Below are 18034 nucleotides of genomic sequence, written 5' to 3'. Positions count from 1 at the left end.
AAAAATAATTCTTTTTTTTGTCTTCTCTCTGCCGAATGCCAATGCGCATAAATCTTGCAGCGTATCGGTGGTAGCAGCCACGGTCAGCGTGGATCAGTGTCAAAGCCACCATTGTAACCATAAATTGAACAAAGGCTGAGATTTGCATCCCCAAAAAGAAGCAAGCCCGTGGTATTTTGCACCAAAACAAGGCAGTCCTGCTGAGGGCTTTTTTTATCCTAAAAAAACTGACCACATGGTCTACTTTTTTGAGCAAAATCCATTTATAGTAATGATTATCAGTATTTCAGAAAATAACCGGAGTTCGGCATGGTCCGTTTTCTAATGAACAACGAGCCTGTCGAGATACAGGTTCGCGACCCAAACATGACGGTGCTCGCATTTTTACGTGAGCGGATGAAAAAAACCGGCACTAAAGAAGGCTGTGCTGCCGGAGACTGTGGGGCATGCACTGTTGTTGTCGGCTCCTTAAGCAATGACAATCAGGACATTAGCTACCACACTGTTAACAGTTGTATCGCGCTTATGTCTGCTTTGCATGGAAAGCAACTCATCACCGTTGAAGATTTAACCCGGGGGAACAAATTACATCCGGTGCAATCAGCTCTCGTAGAGCACCACGGTTCTCAATGTGGCTTTTGTACGCCTGGCTTCGTTATGTCTGCATTTTCTCTTTATCACAGTACTACCAAGCCCAGACGGGAAGACGTTGTGAATGCGCTATCGGGTAATTTGTGCCGGTGTACCGGCTACCGCCCTATCATCGATGCCACCCTGCAAGCCTGTGAGCACCCCAAAACCGATCAATTTGACGATAATAAAACCAGTACAATACGCGCCCTCATTGCCCTCAACGAAGAGCGGGAAAATGCCGTTGAACCATGTCTTCACATGCCGGAAAACCGCAAAGCATTGCGGGATTTTATACAGTGCTATCCCGACGCGCCACTGGTAGCCGGGAGTACCGATCTGGCCCTTGAAATTACCCAACAGCACCGCCGTTTCTCCCGCCTAATAAGTGTGGCACAGGTAAGGGAACTCAAGCGGGTTGAACGTACCACTAAATTATTAACATTAGGTGCAGCTTTACCGATCACTAAAGCCATGGGGGAAATCACCCGCGACTATCCCACACTCAGAGAATTGTTCACTCGTTTTGCTTCACTGCCCGTGCGCAATCAGGCGACACTTGGTGGGAATGTAGCCAATGCGTCTCCCATTGGAGATGCTCCGCCGCTGTTGCTCGCCCTCGATGCAAATTTAAGGTTGGATGATGGTGACACAGTGAGATCTGTTCGTGCCCGGGATTTCTTCACCGGTTATCGCGCAACCTTGCTCAAAAAAAACGAATGGATTGACGCCATTGAACTGCCGTTGCCCAGATCAAACCAACGCCTAGCGGCTTACAAAGTATCCAAGCGAATGGAAGACGATATTTCTGCGGTGTGTGCGGTTTTCAATGCGATCATCGAAAATCATACCGTCATTGAATTAAAAGCCGGTTTTGGCGGTGTAGCGGCTACGCCTGCTATTTGCCAGCAGCTGGAGTCAAGCATAGCGGGATGCGACTGGCGAGATAAAGCGACGTTGGAAGCAGGTAAAGCCGTGCTCGAAAACGCGTTTACACCCATCGACGACGTGCGCGCTTCGGCCAACTACCGCAAGCAGTTAGTGGTTAACTTGTGGCATCGTTTTTGGCTGGAACACCAGTGTGAAGAAAAAATCACAACCCGGGTGGTGCAGCATGCGTAAACTCATACAGCCTTCACTGGCAGAAACGTCTAACAGCCGGTTGGGCAAAGCGAAACCCCACGAAAGTGCAGAGCGACAGGTTCGGGGAGAAGCCCGCTATGTAGATGATATTCGTGAACCGATTGGAACCGCTTACGTTGGCATCGGTGTTAGTCAGTGTGTTTCTGGCAATATTACAAGTATTGACTTAACGGCAGTGAAAGCCAGCCCCGGCGTTATCGATGTGATTACTGTAGACGATGTACCGGGTCACACCGACATTGCCCCTGTATTTGATGGAGATCCCGTACTCGCAGAACATCGCATTCTCTTTTACGGGCAACCGGTTTTCGCCGTATTAGCCACGAGTACAGATGCTGCGAGGCGAGCCGCACAAGCAGGTGTTGTCGAGGTTGAAGAAACCCCAGCGGTGCTAGATATCAATGCCGCATTGACACAGCAATCTTTCGTGCGCCCTACTCATGCATTCGGTTCTTCTCGGGCAAAATCCGCCGTTGCGCAATCTCCCCACACTGTATCTGGTGAATTGTCTGTTGGTGGGCAGGAACACATGTATTTAGAAGGTCAGGTGTCCCTTGCGGTACCGGAAGAAGACGGCAGGATGATGATTTACACATCGAGTCAGCACCCCAGTGAAGTACAAAAACTCGTTGCTGAAGTACTGGGTGAACGGTTACACAAAGTCACCGTTGACATGCGTAGAATGGGCGGAGGCTTTGGTGGTAAAGAAAGCCAGGCAGCGCAATGGGCATGTATCGCAGCCATTTTTGCAAAACGCAATCAGTGTGCCGTTAAATGTCGATTACCTCGCAGCCAGGATATGACCGTTACCGGTAAACGCCACCCCTTTGAAAATCACTGGCAAGTGGGTTTTAACGACCAGGGAAAAATCCTCGCAGCAGACATTGTCGTAAATGGCAACTGTGGTTACAGTGCTGATCTCTCCGATGCCATTGTTGATCGGGCCATGTTTCACGTCGACAATGGTTATTATTTAGGTGAGGCCCACGTTACTGGCCATCGACTGAAAACCTCCTATGTGTCACACACTGCCTATCGGGGTTTTGGCGGTCCCCAGGGCATGATCGTTGCCGAGGCCATTATTGATGGTATCGCGAGAAAATTAGGGGAAGATCCTCTGACCATCCGCAAGCGCAACTTATATGCAAAAGCCACAGGGAACGTCACGCCCTACGGCATGGATATCGGTGAAAATCTGTTAGGCGATATGATAGCGCGGCTCGAAAATTCGAGTCAGTACTGGGAGAGACGCAATGCTATTTCAGCGTTTAACCAACACAGCCCGGTGATAAAAAAAGGGTTGGCCATGACGCCGGTAAAATTTGGCATTTCATTTACCGCTAAGCACTTAAATCAGGCCGGGGCACTTGTTCACATATACACTGACGGCAGTATTCAGGTGAACCACGGAGGCACAGAAATGGGTCAGGGTTTGCACACCAAAATAGCCCAGATTGCCGCCCATGAATTCGGTGTAGACACGGACAGTATTGAAGTGACATCCACCCGTACTGATAAGGTGCCGAATACATCGCCTACTGCGGCCTCGTCCGGTACGGATCTCAACGGTAAAGCGGTTCAAAACGCCTGTATTACCCTCAAAAATCGACTTATTGAATTCTGGGCAGACACTTTAGGTATAGAATCTGATGCGGCAAAATTCATCAACAACCGGGTTTGTATGGGTGAACACAGTATCGATTTTGCAGAATTGGTACAGGCCGCGTATATAGGCCGCATTTCTTTGTCTTGCACGGGCTACTATCGCACGCCAAAAATTTTTTATGACAGAAAAACCGGGAGTGGCCGCCCGTTTTTCTATTTTGCCTATGGCGTGGCAGCCAGTGAAGTCAGTGTAGATACCCTGACGGGCGAATATAAAGTGGATCGAGTAGATATTCTCCACGATGTGGGCGCCAGCCTTAATCCCGCTATAGACATAGGCCAAATAGAAGGCGGCTTTATCCAAGGTATGGGCTGGTTGACTTCGGAAGAGCTCAAATGGGATGACACCGGCAGATTGCTGTCAACCAATATGGCAACGTATAAAATCCCGGCTATCGGCGACACACCACGAGAAATGAACGTAAGCTTATATAAACGGCCCAACGATGAGGACAGTATATATCATTCAAAAGCCGTGGGTGAACCCCCCTTTATGTTGGCAATATCAGTTTGGTCTGCGTTGAAAGATGCGATTGCCAGTCTTGCTGACTACCGCATCGATCCTGAATTATCAACGCCTGCCACACCAGAAAGGGTTCTGGCTGCCGTCAATGAGGTTCGCAAACTTTCAGAAGGATCAACCCTATGATCACGCCGAGAACCTGGTACGACGCATTGAGTTTCTGTCATCAACACGGCCGCGCGTACGTGTTGATTACGGTATTGTCTTCAGCGGGCTCCACGCCAAGAGATTTAGGAGCAAAAATGGTGGTAACGGGTGACAGCCAGTACGACACCATTGGAGGTGGCCACCTGGAATTTGATGCCGTAAATAAAGCCAGGCAGTATTTGCTGGGTGGCAAAGATGCTCAACACGTTGAGTCCTACCCTTTGTCGAGCAAACTTGGTCAGTGCTGTGGTGGCGCGGTAAAAGTGTTGTTTGAAGTAAAATCGACCCACAGTCAAACACTTGCTGTATTTGGTGCTGGTCACGTTGCGCAAGCACTTGTGCCCATTTTAGCGCAACTACCGTTGAATCTGTTGTGGATAGACAGCCGCCCGGATGCTTTTGACAATTTGACCATTCCGGCTCACGTTAACACGGTATGTGATCCCCAACCCGAAGGTGAACTGCGTTTACTGCCAGAAGATAGTTGGGTATTGATCTTAACCCACGATCATCAACTTGACTTCAGACTGTCGGAAACAGCTCTCAAGCTGGCACAGTTTCCCTATGTAGGAATGATAGGCTCTGAAACAAAGGCCAAGCGTTTTCGAACCCGATTAGGTCACAGACAATTTAGCAATCAGGCAATGCGTTCCTTTGTCTCTCCGGTGGGAGAACAAACGATAATTGGCAAACGCCCCATAGAAGTGGCGGTATCTATTAGTGCCCAGGTCATCAATATGTTGAACAATGCACCTGTAAACACCACCTCTGAGGTACCAGCCGAATGACCCTAGAAGAACTAAATGGCTTATCAGAAGAAGCCTGTCGTGCCTTTTTCACTCAAACCTGTGCAACGCAGAGCTGGGTAGCATTAATGAGCCAGTCTCGCCCTTTTGTCACAAAGGAAGCGGTATTAAAGACAGCGCGTTCATATTGGCAAGAGATGAACAACGACGACTTTCTTGAAGCATTTGCCGCCCACCCGATGATAGGTGACATTAATACCCTTAGAAGTAAGTATGCCAATACTAAAGCCGTTGCTGCAGGCGAACAATCCGGCACTGCTGTCGCGGACGACAACACACTGTTGGCGCTTAAAAAGGGCAATGACGCTTATCTAAAAAAACACGGCTTTATTTTTATTATATGTGCTACCGGTTTGTCGGCTAACACTATGTTAGATGCGCTCAACAAGCGGCTGAATAACAGCACTGAAGAGGAAATTCAAAACGCAGCAGCGGAACAAATTAAAATAACCTGTCTTCGCCTTGATAAGGCATTGGCAATATGAGGACCATGATGATTTCACTTTCAAGCCACGTGTTGGATACCACATCCGGCAAACCAGCGGCTAACCTTCCCCTTACATTAACAACGCCTGATGGCAATCAATATCAGGGCGTTACCGATGACGATGGGCGCTGTAAATCCTGGCAAAATGCCACGCTAATAGCTGGGACTTATCAACTTCGTTTTCACTGTCATGAATACCTCACCACAAAACATGGGGAGAGCTTTTACCCCCACGTGGATATTGCATTTGTTATGGAAGAAAACGGTGGTCATTATCACGTTCCATTGCTTATCTCGCCGTTTGGTTTTAGTAGTTACCGGGGTAGTTAGTGAAACAACAACTTATTCGCGCCAAGCTGCTTCACTTCCCCACTGCGTCCGCTCAACCCGACACTGATGTTGTGTGGTACCGCGATGGCGCAATAGTGGTGTCTGAAGATAAAATTGTTGCCATTGGCGAGTTTGCCACTATTCGCCGCAACTACCCAGATGCCCGGTTACGGGACTATTCTCAGTACTGGGTAATGCCTGGCCTGATTGACAGCCACTTGCATTTTCCGCAAACCGAGATGCTGGCTTGTTACGGTGAACAACTGCTAAACTGGTTGGAACAATATACGTTTCCCACGGAACGACGCTTTGAAGACAAAACATACGCTGAAGCCATGGCAGGGGTATTTTTGCGCCAGCTATTTAAAAACGGCACCACCACGGGACTGGTTTACCCCACCGTTCACAGCACATCAGTAGACGCGCTATTCACTGCGGCAACCGACATCAACATGGCTATGATTACAGGCAAGGTATGTATGGATACCAATAGCCCTGAAAACCTTAGTGACACGCCACAGATAGCGGCAGCAGAAAGTGAACGTCTAATTCAAAAATGGCATAACAAGGGGCGGAACCTCTATGCCCTGACTCCGCGCTTTGCCCCCACCAGTAGTCGCGAACAACTCGCCGTTCTTGGCGAGCTAGCTTCACAATATGAAGATGTTTTTATCCAAACGCATTTGTCAGAAAACAAAAAAGAAATTGCCTGGGTAAACAGCTTGTTTCCAGAGCGAAACGGCTACCTGGATGTTTATGACCACTATGGGTTGGTGCGTCCCAGAGCGGTTTTTGGCCATTGTGTACACCTTACCGACAATGAATGGCAACGCATGGCTGAAGCACAAGCCACCATCGCATTCTGCCCTACTTCCAATTTGTTTTTAGGAAGTGGCCTATTTCCAATTCAGCGCGCACGGGAATATAACGTGCCGGTAACCCTTGCCACCGACGTTGGTGCAGGTACCACATTTAATTTGTTCCGTACCTACGGTGAGGGCTACAAAGTGTGTCAACTACAACAACAGCGGTTGTCACCACTGGAAGGATTATACCTGATCACTCAAGGCGCCGCCTGTGCTCACCAGCTCAGTCATTCTATCGGCAATTTGAACCCGGGCACCTATGCCGACTTTATCGTAGTTGAACCGCGCTTCTGCGAGCTAACAGAACACCGTCTGAAATCTCAGGAAACGCCGGAAGACGTGCTTTTTGCTTTGGCCATGCTGAGTGATGACAGGGCAATCATAGAAACCTGGGTGGCAGGTAAACCACAATATAAAAGACAGGAGAAGTACTAGATGCAGGGTTTAGACTGGCTTTCGCTGTTTGTGCGATGGTTTCATGTAATTGCTGGCGTGGCCTGGATTGGCGCCTCGTTTTATTTTATCTGGCTGGACAATAGCTTGCGCACACCTCCCGAATGGAAGCAAAAAAAAGGCATTAAAGGCGATTTGTGGGCGATCCATGGTGGGGGCTTTTATGAAGTCGCGAAGTACGCTTATGGACCAGAGAAAATACCTCCCACATTACATTGGTTTAAATGGGAAGCCTACAGTACCTGGTTGAGTGGTTTTGCCCTGCTCATTATTGTGTATTACTTTGGCGCATCCGCGTATTTGATCGATCCATCCGTAAACACTATTACGCCACAAACCGCTGTTTTATCTGGCTTGGGGATCATATTCGGTGGACTGGCAGTGTATGAATTGGCATGCCGCAGTCCATTGAGCAAGTCGCCGCGATTATTTGCGGTGTTTCTCGTCACACTTATTTGTTTTGTTAGTTGGCTAAGTGCTCAACTGTTTAGTGGACGAGGTGCTTACATTCACGTCGGCGCACTCGTGGGCACGATAATGGTCGCTAATGTGTTTCTAAACATCATGCCGAACCAGCGAAAAATGGTTGCCGCAGTTGCCGCAAAAAACAATATTGACCCTTCTTGGGGGGCAAGTGCAAAACTGCGTTCAGTGCACAATAACTACCTTACACTGCCATTGTTATTCATCATGATCAGTAATCACTACCCCATGACCTACCAACATCCTCAAAACTGGGTAGTACTGATTGTGATCATGGCCCTTTCAGCTTGGATAAGACATTACTTCAATCTAAAGCATCAAGACGTGAAGAAACCTGCCATTCTCGTGTCAGGTGCAATGGGTATGCTACTGTTGGCCATTTGGGTTTCAATGCCAGTTAACAGTGATTCCACTATCGCAGAACAGTCTAATGCACAAGCGCACATGGCAGAAACACGCCCTTTGCAAAACACGACACAGCAGCAGGTACACCAGTTAATCAACACCCACTGTACCGGCTGTCACGCTACTGTACCAACCGATGACATCTTTAAAGTTGCGCCGTTGGGAGTGAAGTTTGACAGCTGGGAGGATATTGAACGCTACTCAGGTCAGATATATCGACGCACAGCCGTTAGCAAAGATATGCCGTTCATGAATAAAACCGGCATGACGGACGTAGAAAGAGAACAAATTGCCAGCTGGTATTTAGGCAGACATTAAAAACAGGCGCGTCGCCTCTTCACCTAGCGGCGGCGCGATAATATACGTATTGTTGTTTCCCTGAATCTAACGTCACTCCCACTGTTTTTACTGTTGTAGACTGGGAAGCGCCAGAAAGTTCTAGCGCATCATTCCTCCACTTACCCTCTGAACGCCCAGTGCATTTTATCAGCAATAAAATTGCTCAGTGCTCTAGCATTGTCATAATGTTGCTTTACTCGGGGGTGTGCTCTATAACCTGTGAACTCAAAAACAAAGGTGTGTAGGCGCTCAATATCTTTTTTCTGTTTAGGAGATGCTTTTATCGAGGCAATGGCATTGGCAATATAGTTCGGCCATTTAGATGTGCTTGCTGCATCCATACTGCCTATTGCACAGATGAATACAGCATCGGGATGATGGGACATCAGTTTACGCAAAAAAGTCTCATATGCCTGCTGAATGTCCTTGGGTTGTGCTTGAAGTCGCTTCTCGTTCTCGATCAACCAGCGATCGTTTTGTCCGAGATTAACTACCACCACGTCTGGTTGCCAGGCGGCAAAATCCCAGCGAGAGCTGTTATTGTTTTCTCCTGTAAGCTGGTCGTAATATTCCGGCATGATGAAATCAAACCAACTCACCATAAAACCTATACCACTTTTAGCGATAGCATGGTGTTCAGCATTGAGGATTCGCGCCGCTATTGATGCGTAGGAAAGGTAGTGATTTTTTTCTGCAGGTTTACTATCTGGATCATTGTACGCAGCTTCATTCCCCATGCCCACGGTAATTGAATCTCCGTAAAAGAGAATTCGCCTTTTAGGGGCCTTTGGGGGAGACAACAATTGTTGAGAATCTCCAATTTCCACACCGTGAAAATACGTCCCCCCTTCTTCGCCCTCCGTTCTTTTAAAAATGGTTACCTGGCTTTTTTCTCTATCTATAAAATGACTAAGATCGTAAACATGTCGACCCTTTTGCAAATGAAGTACATAGGGAAAGTCATCCTTGCCATTAAAAATAACATTCATGTAATTCTGGCCAGACGTGTCCTCTAAATCGAGCTTCAGCCTATTCCCAGTAAATGCAAAGTGAATACTACTGCCAGGCCAGGTAAGAAAGGCGCTCTCATTCTCAAAAGCAATTCTGCCAGTATATCTGAAACCGTCGTCAGAGTAGGGAAACTGTTGATCCGCCGACGCAGGAAATATCAGTACGCCGAATACCGCGAAAGTAACAAGCAAAAAAATGAGGATATTTTTTTTAAACAAGATGGGTGTTGTCCGTTCAGTAAAACTTCAAGTTTACACTGTAAAGCGACCGCGAAATAACAAGATTGCTTTTTGACAGCACAAAAAAAAGCGCCGAAGCGCTTTTTCCCGCTATGTTTTCTCAGCGTTTACGCAATCTGCGCATAGCCAAAAGAGACAAGCTTATTAAACCAAGCGTAGTCGGCTCGGGAACACCAACAGGATTACCTGGCAGGGCCTCAACGTTAAACGTCATCTTATAGTCAATACCTTCCATACATTGTGCAACAATGCCCACACCATTGGGATCTGGCACATAGGTTTGTGCGCAAGTGCCCGTTGCGTCAAGCAAGCTGGAATAAACACCTTCCATCACATTTAACGCTGGTGAATCGACACTTTGCATGGCTTCCCCAAACTGCGTGCCTTCAAGTCCGGATACAGTGAAAACTTCTGGTGTTGTACTGCTTTCTTCAAAATACCAGCTAGCTGCACTAGCACCATAGGTATTTTGCTGTAAATACCCTGAAACAGGTGGATAAGTAAACCCTATGCCAGGTAAATTTGTCCCCCATAAAATACTGGCGCTCGTCAGCACGTAACCTGACATTATCTCTACTGTGAAAACATCTGCATTATCTGTCGGCCCCCATACAGAACCGACAAACTCGTTTACGCCCTCGATGAGGGTGAACTTTGCAACGTCGTCTAAACCGCCAATGGTGTCAAAATCACCAGCGGATAAGCCGTCTTCAGCAGCCACTGACACCTCATCAAAAAAGCCTGAATACGGAACATCAACAAGAGCAGCATTCACCTGAAAACCCATGGTCACAGCGAGGAAAGCCAGTGATTTTTTAAACTTCATAAGTTACCTTAGCAATACATTTAATTTACATTTTCACCACATGCAAACAAAGTACCAACAAATATATAAGCCTATTTTTCATACAGTTATTGAAAAAGTACTATTGCAGGTGAGTAAGCATGTAAAGGAAGCCGACACTCGCCCACCTCCTATCGGTTGACCTTAAGCAGGGCTTTATTTTGTCGCAGTAAAGCTTCCATCTCCATGGCTGCGACAGGTTTGGAATAAAGATAGCCCTGCACATATTCCACTTTCAGGTTATTGCAATAAGAAGCTTGTTTTTGGGTTTCAACGCCCTCTGCAACGATGGCTAAATGCAGTTTGTGACCGACATTTATCATGGCTTCCATGAGTGCACCATCAAAATCATTCTCCGGTGCATCTTTAAGAAACGAGCGATCTATTTTTAATTTACTTACCGGAAATTGCTTTAAATAACTGAGTGAAGAATAGCCGGTGCCAAAATCATCAATTGATATTTCTACGCCCTTTTGCCGCTGTAATGTCAGCCCTTCTAGAATCTCAGATTGCGACCTTATAAGGACATTTTCAGTAAGTTCAATACCGATATCTTCAGGCGCTAGGCCGTAGTTTTTTCGGCACGCATCCAGACTTGCGAAAAAATTAACATCTTCTAACTCCCTTCCGGATACATTAATATCAATACGCACTGACAACCCTTTTTGTTTCCATATTTGGGATTGCTGACACGCTTTATCCAGTACCCAATGGCCTATCCGCTTTATCAAATCTGTGCGCTCAGCAATGGGAATAAATACGTCTGGTGGCACTGGTGTATTTTCCCCTCGAGGATACCAACGAAGGAGGGCTTCACACGCTGAAATCAGCCCCGTACATAAATCTACCTGAGGCTGAAAGTAAAGCGTCAATTCTTCGTTGACTAAGGCGTCGTGCAGTTTAGAGGCAATGGTTCGTTGTTTTAGTAACCGCTGGCTTAACGCAGAGGTAAAAAAATTGAAACGGTTTCTACCTTCAAGTTTCGCCTGATACATGGCGTTATCAGCATTTTTCAATAAATCCACCACGTCATCACCATCCCGCGGAAACACGCTAACACCTACACTGGCTGTAATACGGATGTGCTCGCACCCCAATAGAAAACCCGATTTAAAACATGCCATCAAATGCTCGGCCATGGCTGTTATCTGACTATCATCATCAATTGCTGGTAAGACAAGAACAAACTCATCACCACCGAAACGCGCGAGTTCTCCCTTCCCCGCTACGCAATCCTGGAGTCGCTTAGCAACGCCTTTGAGCAATGAGTCTCCCCACGTATGGCCAAGGGTGTCATTCACCTCTTTGAACATATCCAGGTCGATAAAAAAAATAGCGAACTGACGTTGTGACTCCCTCGCTTGGGTAATAATGTCAGACAGAAAGTTATTGAGATGACGACGATTTGGCAAGTTAGTGAGTAAATCCGTAGATGCCATGCGCTCCAGTTCGTTGCGAATGGCAATTTGCTCACTGAGATCTATGTCCACACAAAACATTTCGGGTGATTCGGTATCTTGTTTCAACATAACGTGAGACGAAAAAACATGAACAGGCGCGCCATCTTTACGCACTAACACAAGATCTTCAGAAGGAATGGGCTCCCCCTTTTCGAGCCATTGGGTGTGTAGCCTGACGACTTCCGAACGCATAAACTCTGGAATAATAAGGTTTTCCAGTTTTTGACCAAGGGCTTCTTGTTCGGTAAAGCCGTAAATATGCTCGCTAGACTGATTCCAATAAATTACTCTGCGGTTTTTGTCATACCCTTGAACGGACACTTTAGGTAAGCCGCTAATAAGTTCGACAAAGCGCCTCTCTGCGAGATCGTGACTTTCGAATGTCACATCAACTTTCGATTTTTGTAGTTTCATAGCACTCCCGCTGGGCTTTATCTGACACCCCTACCCGTTTGTACTGAAGACGTTGTAAATAAGTGCAGTGGCATATCCTGAAAAGCAGAAGAAAACGCCTAAAGAACAGATTAAGTGTAGCCTAAAATAGTGTTGGTGCAGCAATTTTGGCACCGCCACCTGGAAAGCTATCGTTCACTTTAAAAATTAATACCTGCTGATTAATTGCGTGTTTAAAGGACCAGATGCAAAATAATTATTAATTAAGTATTAGGGGGCCGCACCTCTTCAAATAGAAGTTGACGACTCTACTTCCCGACGCCCTTCGTATAGAAATGCTTCCGACGTTTATCTTTCCGATGTCTCCAAATTTTCAAACTCGTCAAGCAGATGTGTTAGCCTGTGACCTGCAACCTCTTTGTAAAGCCAACTAATAATTTTATTGTCTCTGTTTTCGGGTTTGAGTTTTACAATTAAAAGTGCGACCAGGCCTGCAAAGACCAAAGCGAAAATGCAAAACATAACTTTTATTTCGATGGGCATCAGTGAAAGTAAATCAACACCAATGACAATGTCATAACCAATAAATACATACGCCATATAAAAAGGTGCAGATAGCATAATGAGTTTAAATGTATTTAAATTATGTGTTCTCACCGCGATAAGCGCAGTAAGTGTTTCTTTAACAGGTTTGGCAAAATCTATCTTGCTAAGTAACACTATTTGGCCAATGCTCCCGGCTAAGCCAACTATTGCAAATATATTCAGTATAAAAGCCGACACGACAGGCGCCGTTAACGCCCAGGACGACGCCATGTAACTTCCCAGACAGGCGATAATGGAGAAAAATATAAAACCTTCGATGCCGCTTACCAAAATGAGTTTGTTTAACTCTCCTCTTTGACGCTCTATCTTTTTCTCTGCGAGTAGCGTTTTATTCAGATTGATACACTGATCTAATTTTTCGCTATGCACTTGCCACATAGCCTGGATTTCTTCTAAATTCATACTAGTTCCACCCTTTCGTTGTTATCCGACGCTTTGCTTTAACTTTTGCTTAATTCGACTAATTTTGGTTGAGACATTGGAAACAGAGATACTCAGGTTGGCGGCGATTTCAGACTGTTCCTCGCCGTCTAAGTACATTAATAAAACCGCTTTATCTATGTCATTTAACCTATTAATAAACCCGTACAATTCACGCAAATCCTGTTCATTTTCACTTTCCTGTTCCATATCATAACTAAGTAGCCTGTCTTCCATTTCCGTATGCGCATAAGCGATTGTTTTGTCTTTTCTGTAAAAGGAAATGGCAACATTAAGTGCCACACGATACATCCACGTGGTCACTTTAAAAGCAACGTTGTACGTATCTAAAGAGCGCCAAACTTGTGCAAAAATTTCTTGCGCCAAATCTTCCTGGTCAAAGAAATTTTTGCAGTAGGCGCGAGTAACTTTAAAAACAATGCCCTTGTGCTTTTCTATGATCTCCAGATATAGCGCATGCTTACTTGTATTCATCTCACTTTTCTTAACGGCCTGTTGCATCTATTCGTAACCCAGATAAAACGTCTTATTGACGGACAGTAAACTCCATTGGGCGAACCGCTGAAAATGAATTATCGCGATGCCATTCCCCATTGCAAAACTCAGTCGTTAAAAAATGTAGTTTAATAATGATTCGCCGCAGGAAGGTAAATCTCACACATTTTTTTTAAAAATGTGAAATGAGCCTGTAAAAGGGCCGTTGTCTAATAGAAAAAGTTTGGATTAAAAGACGAACTAAACGTGTTACCTTTACCTTGCCCAAACTATCAATAGGATGACAGAGTGATTCGGTTCTTTTTAATTATATGCATATTGTTTAGCACCAGCGCATTCGCGCAAGAATTAAAAATTGCAACGTGGAATATTCAATGGTTGAGCGACCATGAAAACAATGTTCGTACAGAAAAAGATTATCAGGAACTGCGTGACTATACTCAGCAACTTAATGCCGATGTGATTGCCTTACAGGAAATAGAATCCGTCGCGTTAACGCAAAAAGCCCTCGGCGACGACTATGATGTCTATGTTTCTTCGAAAGATTGGTTTCAACGTGTCGGCGTTGCTGTGCGTAAATCCGCCGGTTACGACATCAAAGCGTTAGAGTATAAAGCGCTGGACGTAGGCAGTGTGCGCTACGGTATGGATGTGACTCTGGGTAAAGAGGGTAAACAATTCCGTTTATTGAGCGTGCATCTCAAGTCAGGATGTTTTGAAAAACCTCTTGATAAAGACAATGTTGATGCCATGCCCACTACTGAAGAAAAACAACAAAAAGAAAAAAATGCCTGCTATTTACTGGGCAAACAAATCGAACCACTTGAAGCCTGGATAGATGCCCGCGCAAAAGAAGGGACACCTTTTGCCGTACTTGGCGATTTCAATCGCCGTTTTGTCCAGGACATTGCCAACAAACAGTCTGAAGCATCCGGCTTATGGCAGGCCATCGACGATGAGGGTGCTGAGGCGATGTGGAGTCCAACACTGACCAAGGATTCAGAATGTTGGGGCGGTTACTACAAAGACTATATTGATCACATTGTGCTTGACCCAAATGCGAGATCGCTTCTTATCGACGATTCTTTCGAACAGCTTATCTTTGCGGGTAGTTATAGCGAAGACGCCCATCGGTTAAGTGATCACTGTCCCATCGCAGTAACGCTTTCGCTCTAGGCAGAAATAAGCCACTCACTCCAATATGGGTTGTATCCTATCGGCAAGTGGCTTTGCTTTTTCATCAAACCATCAGTAACAGCGCCGTTACGCTGGCCATTAATTGCTGCTATGGTTTTAGGATGAATTCTCTGGATTCAGCATTGGCTTCAATTTCATCCCTTTGTAACCACAATGTCCGATATTCATCATTGCGTAAGCGCTTCAACTGATCAGCATAGTGCACCGTTCCTTTTTGGCGGGAGTTACCGTAAGCCATCAGTCCTTTTGCTTTAATGGGGCTTGAGAATTCGACCATAGAAACCCAGGTTTCACCGTGGTAGGGCTCGCGAACACCGTCGCCGTCTGAATCCATCCAAGTGATAACATTAAACGCGCCTAAATTACCAAAACCACCGTGGCCAGGCAGGTTTACATCTTCAATAATAAAGCGATTAATGTCACCAAAGCGCGGATCGATTTTTCCATATTTTTCTTTTGTTTTCTTTATGGCAACACGCAACATCTCAACCGCCTCATTACTATTTTTGAGGCCTGTAGGCGTGGTGATAGGGGCATCAATCGACCACGGAGTTTTATAGTTGTTTTTCCCCAGAAATCTCGGTGGCGGGCCGGAAAACTCTGTAGCAAAGGCTTCAAACAACATACCTGCTCGGTTGCCTTCAGAAAAAGTACGGTCCCATTCAGACAGTAGATTTACTGCGGCCTGCATGTCAGGGTCACTGTCTGTCGCTGCGGCTGCCAATAACTCATCCAAAACACGGTCTGCCATTAAGGCGTATGTAGACACCTTTATTTCTTCAAAATCATCAAAGCTAATCTTTTCTCGCTCAACCATCATTTTAACGGCATTTTGTGCCCGAAAGGACATGGGCCCTTTAACCGCTACGTACGAAGGGAAATCCTCCGCTTTATATACCGGCGGATAAGTGGCGACCCATGGTGGATCATTGGCGTTTTGTACAAAGCCACTTGGCGGATTAATTACCTTGGGTAACTCGTCATAGCTGTGAATGTCACTCCACAGATACTCAGAGGTATCGCCTGGTACTAACCCTTTCCAGAATGCTAAATCCCCCTTATCCCGTTTCGGCAAAATGCCATTGTCGAGATATTCAATGTTGCCTGCTCTGTCTGCATAGGTGATATTAAATGTGGGAATTTGCAAGCGCTTCATGATGGATTGAAATTCATCAAAATCTTTGGCTTGCAACATGTCAAAGTATTGTTGCAACATACCAGGGCGGTCAAGGCCGGCAACGCGCAGTGCAATAATCTCCCCGTCATCACGCTCAAATACGGCGCCGTGAACCGTCTTCCTAACCAATAATGACTTTTCAATTGTGCTGCCGTCATCCTGCAATACCTGATAAGTCTTTACTTCAGAATCAAATTTTCGTACTTCACCGTCGAACACGTAACCGTCGTCTTTTAGTTTAAGATGATAAGAGGTAGCGCCCAGCATGCCGTTGACCGTATTTGAGATCCCCATGTTTTGGTTAAACGCAAACCGGATCACCGGTAACCCCACTTGCGTAGCGCCATACATTTCAAAATCAGGCCCCACTAAATGCGCTTCGAAATAGGTGAAGAAGCCGGTAGCCCATGGCAAATGTGGGTTCTGCAACAACAGTGTATTTCCTGTTTTTGATTTTTGAGGCATGACTACATAGGTATTTGAACCAGATTTTACTGGTGGCGCAGCGTTGCCGATTATGCGACCAGGGTTAGCGACATAGATAAAATTCATTAACCTATGAGCATGTGTCACCACATCGACACCGGTTACAGGAAGTACTTTCAGTACTTCAGCGTCAATAGTGTCGCGATGGGTGTTTGCGTAATCGTTGATACCTTGAGCAAAAGCATCCAAATTTTGCTTAAAATCTTCAGATTGTTGGCGATACCATTGTTTTCCTCGTTCTGGCACATCATTGCCCAGCAACCATTTATCCGTTTCTTCGTACTTTTCTCCCCAATACTCTGCACCACGACCACGGGCTTGGCCATACAAACGCAAAATGGCGTCGCCCTGACTTTTCGCTTGTGACCAACCAAAACCATAAAAAACAGAAGGTGCATCATCGCCGTAAATATGGGGAACGCCAAATGTATCCCAGATGATTTCAGTTCCGGATGCGCGCAGAACGGTTTCTTTGTCTGGCGTTTTGGCGGTTTCCGATGACGACGAATCACATCCTGTCAAAAGTAGACTCAGCACAGCACCAAGTAGAAATAGCGTTATTTTATTTCTCATAATGTCATTCTTTATTCTTTGAAAAAGTTAAGCAGAACCCCACAGCCTTGTGATCGAGGAACATTTAATTCCAAAGGTTGGCAGCGGTTAAATACCCGCGCACGGGATGATTTATAGTCAGTGAAAATACGAAAGATGGACCTTTTTCCCACGATTCGTCCTGCAAGATATTTTCTTGCGATCTATTTTCATTCTGTCACAAACGACAAAATTAACAAAAACACGCATCGTAAAGATGCAATACAGGCAAGGTCCTATGCAGCCAACCATGTATTGGATGCTGAAGAAAACAGTAGATTATCGAGACTGGCAAACTCAGTAAAAATTGTTCTTTATTGATAAAGGCTCTAACGTTCCCGACCTCTTATATTTTGATTGGCAGGAATGAATTCTTCATCATTTCGAATTCCAGAATACCCCGATATTTCAGAGTTATGCAATAGTGAATTGCCGAATGATATCGATAACGGAAAAAGTGTGATCACACTTGATGAGCTTACTATTCGTAGCTCAAGCAAGCCTGGTCCATCGAAACCATATAACTTAACGTCAGAAGATATTTTTGTAATCAGGAAAAATTGGATTGTTTCGGTTAGGGGTCACTTTCTCTATAGTCCATTGTTCAGCGATAACTTGAAATGTATTTCCATGTGCCGTTTTACGCTCATGCTTGGCTTCGTCTCTAAAGGTTTTAGGGTCGATGTCACTAGCCAACTGTTCCCTGCATTCACTCCGCAACTTTTCGCGCTTTTGCAAGTTTACCTCTGGGTATTTACCAAAACTCTTGGATTTGGTTGAGTCTGTTTGGACCGAGTTGGAGTACTAGAGCCTTAAA

General features: G+C 45.6%; 14 protein-coding genes. 8 read left to right on the top strand and 6 right to left on the bottom strand.

Going from position 1 to position 18034, the window contains the following annotated elements:
- Window positions 1-309: 309 nt before the first annotated feature.
- The 7 genes from xdhA to KO518_RS12515 are packed head-to-tail and all read left to right on the top strand — an operon-like array spanning window position 310 to window position 8256.
- Window positions 310-1752 (top strand): xanthine dehydrogenase small subunit, encoded by a 1443-nt coding sequence (xdhA, locus tag KO518_RS12545; RefSeq protein WP_216026155.1) that lies wholly within the window; start codon window positions 310-312, stop codon window positions 1750-1752.
- Window positions 1745-4087, top strand: a complete 2343-nt coding sequence (xdhB, locus tag KO518_RS12540) for a xanthine dehydrogenase molybdopterin binding subunit (protein WP_216026154.1) — start codon at window positions 1745-1747, stop codon at window positions 4085-4087. The genes xdhA and xdhB overlap by 8 nt, the downstream gene beginning before the upstream one ends.
- A complete protein-coding gene (gene xdhC / locus KO518_RS12535) occupies window positions 4084-4896 on the top strand; it encodes a xanthine dehydrogenase accessory protein XdhC (protein WP_216026153.1) in 813 nt (270 codons plus the stop codon). The genes xdhB and xdhC overlap by 4 nt, the downstream gene beginning before the upstream one ends.
- Window positions 4893-5399 carry a 2-oxo-4-hydroxy-4-carboxy-5-ureidoimidazoline decarboxylase gene (gene uraD / locus KO518_RS12530; protein ID WP_216026152.1) on the top strand — a complete coding sequence of 169 codons (507 nt, stop codon included), beginning with the start codon at window positions 4893-4895 and terminating at the stop codon, window positions 5397-5399. The genes xdhC and uraD overlap by 4 nt, the downstream gene beginning before the upstream one ends.
- Before the next feature lie 8 nt (window positions 5400-5407).
- Window positions 5408-5731 carry a hydroxyisourate hydrolase gene (gene uraH / locus KO518_RS12525; RefSeq protein WP_216026893.1) on the top strand — a complete coding sequence of 108 codons (324 nt, stop codon included), beginning with the start codon at window positions 5408-5410 and terminating at the stop codon, window positions 5729-5731.
- Window positions 5731-7032: a guanine deaminase gene (guaD, locus tag KO518_RS12520; protein WP_216026151.1), complete on the top strand. Its 1302-nt coding sequence runs from the start codon at window positions 5731-5733 to the stop codon at window positions 7030-7032. Before uraH ends, guaD begins: the two co-directional genes overlap by 1 nt.
- Window positions 7033-8256, top strand: coding sequence for a urate hydroxylase PuuD (locus KO518_RS12515; RefSeq protein WP_216026150.1), 1224 nt, complete (start codon window positions 7033-7035; stop codon window positions 8254-8256).
- A gap of 140 nt (window positions 8257-8396) precedes the next feature.
- On the opposite strand, the gene KO518_RS12510 is transcribed toward KO518_RS12515, so the two are convergent.
- The 5 genes from KO518_RS12510 to KO518_RS12490 form a co-directional block, all read right to left on the bottom strand.
- Window positions 8397-9506, bottom strand: coding sequence for a GDSL-type esterase/lipase family protein (locus KO518_RS12510; protein ID WP_216026149.1), 1110 nt, complete (start codon window positions 9504-9506; stop codon window positions 8397-8399).
- A 121-nt stretch (window positions 9507-9627) separates the two neighbouring features.
- Window positions 9628-10353 carry a PEP-CTERM sorting domain-containing protein gene (locus tag KO518_RS12505; protein WP_216026148.1) on the bottom strand — a complete coding sequence of 242 codons (726 nt, stop codon included), beginning with the start codon at window positions 10351-10353 and terminating at the stop codon, window positions 9628-9630.
- A gap of 149 nt (window positions 10354-10502) precedes the next feature.
- On the bottom strand, window positions 10503-12245 hold the full coding sequence (locus KO518_RS12500) for an EAL domain-containing protein (protein ID WP_216026147.1): 1743 nt from the start codon (window positions 12243-12245) through the stop codon (window positions 10503-10505).
- A 327-nt stretch (window positions 12246-12572) separates the two neighbouring features.
- Window positions 12573-13232: a hypothetical protein gene (locus tag KO518_RS12495; RefSeq protein ID WP_216026146.1), complete on the bottom strand. Its 660-nt coding sequence runs from the start codon at window positions 13230-13232 to the stop codon at window positions 12573-12575.
- 21 nt (window positions 13233-13253) lie between these two features.
- Complete coding sequence (locus tag KO518_RS12490) at window positions 13254-13745, bottom strand: RNA polymerase sigma factor (protein ID WP_216026145.1); 492 nt, start codon at window positions 13743-13745, stop codon at window positions 13254-13256.
- Between the two features lie 309 nt (window positions 13746-14054).
- Here KO518_RS12490 and KO518_RS12485 point away from each other — a divergent pair, with 309 nt between their 5' ends.
- Complete coding sequence (locus KO518_RS12485; protein WP_216026144.1) at window positions 14055-14942, top strand: endonuclease/exonuclease/phosphatase family protein; 888 nt, start codon at window positions 14055-14057, stop codon at window positions 14940-14942.
- Window positions 14943-15051: 109 nt separating this feature from the next.
- On the opposite strand, the gene KO518_RS12480 is transcribed toward KO518_RS12485, so the two are convergent.
- A complete protein-coding gene (locus KO518_RS12480) occupies window positions 15052-17199 on the bottom strand; it encodes a penicillin acylase family protein (RefSeq protein WP_216026143.1) in 2148 nt (715 codons plus the stop codon).
- Window positions 17200-18034: the final 835 nt, after the last annotated feature.

It is taken from the genome of Aestuariibacter sp. A3R04 (genome assembly GCF_018860805.1).
Lineage (GTDB): Bacteria > Pseudomonadota > Gammaproteobacteria > Enterobacterales > Alteromonadaceae > Alteromonas.
This window is presented reverse-complemented; position numbering and strand designations above follow the sequence as displayed.